The organism is Streptomyces sp. TRM49041, from assembly GCF_008271805.1.
In the GTDB taxonomy this organism is placed as follows: domain Bacteria; phylum Actinomycetota; class Actinomycetes; order Streptomycetales; family Streptomycetaceae; genus Streptomyces.
The window spans coordinates 1-4,521 of record NZ_VSRY01000034.1; the positions used below are offsets into that span (position 1 = coordinate 1).

Below are 4,521 nucleotides of genomic sequence, written 5' to 3' on the forward strand. Positions count from 1 at the left end.
ACCTGACCCGTCAGATTCCGGAACGCCGTATTGACCGAATCCGTCAGATCCTTCCACGTACCCGCCGCGCCCGGCACCTGCGCCTGCCCGCCGAGGAGCCCCTCGACGCCGACCTCCCGCGCCACCCGGGTCACCTCGTCGGCGAAGGTGCGCAGCGTCTCGGTCATCTGGTTGATGGTGTCCGCGAGCTGTGCGACCTCGCCGCGCGCGCTGACGGTGACCTTCTGCGACAGGTCGCCGTTCGCGACGGCCGTGGTGACCTCCGCGATGCCGCGCACCTGCGAGGTGAGATTGCCCGCCATCGTGTTGACGGAGTCGGTCAGGTCCTTCCACACACCCGCGACGCCGGGCACCTCGGCCTGACCGCCGAGCTCGCCCTCCGTACCCACCTCGCGGGCGACCCTCGTCACCTCGGACGAGAACGACGACAGCTGGTCCACCATCGTGTTGACGGTGTTCTTGAGCTCCAGCATCTCGCCGGCCACATGCACGGTCACCTTGCGTGACAGATCGCCCTTGGCGACCGCCGTGGTGACCAGGGCGATGTCCCGCACCTGCGCGGTCAGCCGGTACGCCATGGTGTTCACCGAGTCCGTGAGGTCCTTCCACGACCCGGACACCCCGCGTACCTGCGCCTGCCCGCCGAGCTTGCCCTCCGTACCCACCTCGAGTGCGACCCGCGTCACCTCGTCGGTGAACGACGACAGCTGGTCGACCAGGTTGTTGACGGTCCGCGCCACCTTCAGGAACTCGCCGCGCAGCGGCCGCCCCGCGCCGTCCGGGCCCTCCGAGCGCAGCTCCATGCGCTGCTGGAGGTCACCGTCCGCGACCGCGGACAGCACCCGCCCGACCTCGGAGACCGGCCTCGTCAGATCGTCGACCAGGGCGTTCGCCGCCTCGATGGCGGTCGCCCAGGCCCCTTCGCTGGCGCCGACCTCCAGCCGCTCGGACAGCTTGCCCTCCCTGCCGACCACCCTGCGCACCCGGGCCAGCTCGCCCGTCAGGTGCAGCTTGCGGTCCGCGACCTCGTTGAAGACGGCGGCGATCTCCGCCATCGTCCCCTCGCCGGTCACGGTCAGCCGCCTGCGGAAATTCCCGTCACGCATCGCGGCCAGTGCCGCCAGGAGCCGCTCCAGGGCAGCGGCATCCACCTCGACGGTTCCGCTGCTCCGGGACCGTCCGCCCTTCGCGCGCGTGCTACCGCCTCGCGCCGCCACGCCAGACTCCACCGTGTCCCTCCCGCAGGGGTTGACCGTACTTCGGGCTCGTGCTCGGGTATCGCTCCAGGTGCCGGCACGCTCACGGCTGCCGCTGGAAGCATTCCCAGTGTTTCACCGCAAGCCAACCAGGCCATAACAGTTCCGCAGCTTCGCATAACGTCCCCTCCCTCGGGGGACGGAAACAGCGGTGACCACCGCCCGCCCGGACTGCGAAGGTAAGTAACCTGGCATGCGGCTGTCCAACCGCCCCGGTCCGCCCGGCGGGGGCTGTGTGGCACAGCACGAGCACCGGGTACCGGGAGGGGCGGGGCCGATCATGGCGGAGCCGGGCGTCGAGACGCGTATGAGGAGTTCTGTGATCACCGCGCGGGCGGCTGCCACTTTCGAACCGGTGGGGCGGTCGGTCGCGACCGCCCGGGCCTTCGTCCGGGACACCCTCCAAGGCTGGGGATACTCCGACGTCGTCGATGACGCCGTCGTCCTGACCAGCGAACTCGTCACGAACGCGGTGATCCACGCGGGCACCGCCGCAGACGTCCTGTGCCTGCGCACCGAGCACGGCGTACGCGTCGAGGTCGCCGACCGATATCCGGAGCGCGAGGTGCCCCTCCAGGGCGTCGCCCAGCCCGTCGCGGCCCCCGACCGGGAGAACGGCCGCGGACTGCTCCTGTGCGCCGCCCTGGCGACCCGCTGGGGCGTCGAGTACTCCCCCACTCGCAAACGTGTCTGGTTCCAGCTGGACCTGCCCGAACGCCCGGTCGGCACCCGCCATGCGGGCCCCGCCCTCCCCCCGGACCTCCTCCCCGTCGCCGACGAGCGGGTCCGCGTCGCGGTCCTCCAGATCGACCGCGCAGGCGCCATCACGTCCTGGAACGACGACGCGGAGCACCTCTTCGGCTACGCGGCGGACCAGGTCGTCCGCAAGCAGCTGGGCGACTTCGCGGCCTGGCCGCACACGCCCGGCACGGGCACCGGCCTGGCCGAGGCGCTCCAGCTGTCCCGCTGGGAGGGCAGCTACGGCATCCGCGGCACCGACGGCCGCGTCATCCCCGTCTACGCCTCGCACCTGCGTGTACGCGACACGAACGGCGAGCCGTCCACGGTCTGTCTGCTGGTCCGGGACTACGAGCGCGCCGTCCTCCAGACCCCGGCCCGCTCCCAGGGCGGCGACTCCACGGGCGAGGGACGCGCGGTCGACCCGTTCGAGGTCTTCATCGGCTCTCCGGCACCGGACGACCTGGACGGCCTCCTCCAGCGCACCGTGGAGCGCGCCCGGGACATGCTCGACGGCGACGCCGCGTTCCTGCTCCTCGCCACGGACGACGAGACGGAGCTGGAGGTACGGGCCAGCACGGGCCTGCCGTCGGCCCGCCAGCGCTTCGCGCGCGTGCCGGTCGATGCCGGCACCAGCCGCTACGCGTCGGCCCGTATGCCCGCCGTCCATGAGGACCTGCTGGCCGTGCCGGGCTCGGTCCCCCTGCTCAACGGCACCGGGATGCGTTCCGTCGTCACGGTGCCCCTCAAGGTCGAGGGCCGCCTCACGGGCTCCCTGGGCGTGGCCGCCGAGGGCCCGGACCGCTACTCGAACGAGGAGGCCCTGCGTCTCCAGTTCGCCGCGGACCGGATCGCCCTCGCCGTCGAGTCCGCCCGCCTCGGTGAGCTCGAACGGCTCCGCCGCGGTTCCCTCAGCTTCCTTGTGGAGGCGTCCGACCTGCTGGCCGGCACGCTGGACCGGGACCAGACACTGGCGCTGATGGCTCAGATGACGGTCCCGACGCTGGCCACGTGGTGCGCCGTCTACACGATCGCCGACCAGTCGTCGGACCCGTACCTGTCGTACGTCCTGCACGAGGACGAGGAGCGCATCGACGGCCTGAAGGCCCTGCTCTCCGCCATCGCCCCGCCCGACCCGGTCCCGACGCCGGGCGCCCGCATCTGGAACGCCCCCGCGGAGGCGGCCCAGCAGGAGGCTCTGCGCGCCTCCAGGCAGGAGCTCGACCATGCCTCGCCCCTGTCGTCGGGGATCGGTACGACGCTCGCGACCGCCTCGGCGGTCGGCGGTGAGACGGTCGTCCTGCCCCTGGTGGCCCGTAACCGCGTGATCGGCATGCTGACCCTGGGCAAGCCGTCCGACGACCACTTCCGCCAGGAGATCCTGGAGCTGGCCGAGGACCTCTCCCGCCGTGCCGCCCTTGCCCTGGACAACGCACGCCTGTACAGCGAGCGCATGGCGATCAGCCAGTCCCTCCAGCGCAGCCTCCTCCCGCCGGGCCTCCCGCAGATCGCGGGCGTCGAGGTCGACGTCATCTACCGCGCGGCCGGCGAGGGCAACGAGGTGGGCGGCGACTTCTACGACCTGTTCCCGATCCGCGACAAGGCGTACGGCTTCGCCATCGGCGACGTGTGCGGTACGGGGCCGGAGGCGGCCGCTGTCACGGGCCTGGCCCGCCACGCGCTGCGCCTGCTGGCCCGTGAGGGCTTCGGCGGCCCGGCGGTCCTGGAGCGCCTGAACGCGGCGATCCTCGACGAGGGCGCTCGCAGCCGCTTCCTGACGCTCCTGTACGGCGAGATGTGGCCGCAGGAGGACGGCAGCGCGCTGTTGAAGGTGGTCTGCGCGGGCCACCCTCTGCCGCTGCGTCTGCGCCAGGACGGCACGGTCGAGCCGGCCGCCGACCCCCAGCCGCTGCTGGGTGTCATGGAGGACCTGGAGCTGTTCGAGCAGACGGTGACCCTGGATCCGGGCGACGTGCTGTTGTGCGTCACGGACGGCGTCACCGAACGCCGGGAGGGTTCCCGCATGCTGGGCGACGACGGCCTCGCCGAGGTGCTTCGTACGTGTACGGGCCTGACGGCGGGCGCGGTCGCGGCGCGTGTGCTGAGGGCGGTCGAGCGTTTCGCCGCGGAGCCGGCGTCGGACGACATGGCGATCCTGACGATGCGCGTCCCGGAGCCGCACCCGGAGTGAGTGATCTGGATATGCGAAAGGCCCCCCGCCGTGAGGCGGGGGGCCTTTCGTTCTGAGCCCCCAAACGGAATCGAACCGTTGACCTTCTCCTTACCATGGAGACGCTCTGCCGACTGAGCTATAGGGGCCTGTCACTTCTGAGGTTTCCCTCGCGGCAACGGGATAGATCATACCTGATGGTGGGAGTGCTCCGCACCATCGGTTCCTTTGGACGGCAAAGGTAGCCGGACGGTATCCGGGTGTCACGGGCACTCGGCCCGGAAATGCGAGAAGCCCCGCACCAACGGTGCGGGGCTCCCCCATCAAAAATAGTTCGGCGGTGTCCTACTCTCCCAC

General features: G+C 71.3%; 2 protein-coding genes and 1 tRNA gene. 1 reads left to right on the forward strand and 2 read right to left on the reverse strand.

The features are described from left to right. Positions 1 to 1,229, reverse strand: a 1,229-nt coding sequence (locus tag FVS66_RS01680; protein ID WP_149179149.1) for a HAMP domain-containing protein, incomplete at its 3' end; no start/stop codon positions are given. Positions 1,230 to 1,536: 307 nt separating this feature from the next. Between FVS66_RS01680 and FVS66_RS01685 the strand changes: the two genes are divergently transcribed. Further along, positions 1,537 to 4,185 carry a SpoIIE family protein phosphatase gene (locus tag FVS66_RS01685; protein ID WP_262386746.1) on the forward strand — a complete coding sequence of 883 codons (2,649 nt, stop codon included), beginning with the start codon at positions 1,537 to 1,539 and terminating at the stop codon, positions 4,183 to 4,185. Positions 4,186 to 4,240: 55 nt separating this feature from the next. Here FVS66_RS01685 and FVS66_RS01690 read toward each other — a convergent pair. Beyond that, positions 4,241 to 4,313: transfer RNA gene (locus FVS66_RS01690), tRNA-Thr, on the reverse strand. Positions 4,314 to 4,521 lie beyond the last annotated feature (208 nt).